Here is a 393-nt window from a genome sequence, read left to right as displayed (position 1 = left end):
TATCCAACCCGATCACGCCATGACTCCGATACTCGCCTTCGACATCGAAACCATTCCCGACGTAAACGGCATCCGCCTGCTTTACGATTTACCTGCCGATTTACCGGACAACGAAGTCGTCCTGTTTGCCCAACAGCAACGCCGCGCTAAAACCGGCAGCGACTTTATGCAACACCATCTGCACCAAGTTGTCGCCATCTCCTGCTGTATGCGCTGGGGTCAGGACAAAATCCGCGTTAGCACCATCGGTGATCCCGAAGACAGTGAAGAAGTCATGATTGCCAAGTTCTTCGAGGTCATCGAAAACTATACGCCGCAACTCGTCAGCTGGAACGGCGGCGGTTTCGACCTGCCCGTCCTCCACTACCGCGCCCTGATACACGGCATCAGCGC

General features: G+C 55.5%; 1 protein-coding gene. It reads left to right on the top strand.

The annotated features are described in order from the left end of the window. Positions 1 to 19: 19 nt before the first annotated feature. A partial coding sequence (locus tag ACTHSP_RS22480) for a 3'-5' exonuclease (RefSeq protein ID WP_440347069.1) occupies positions 20 to 393 on the top strand: 374 nt, incomplete at its 3' end.

The sequence above is a fragment of the Neisseria sp. P0001.S005 genome (genome assembly GCF_051963715.1).
This window is presented reverse-complemented; position numbering and strand designations above follow the sequence as displayed.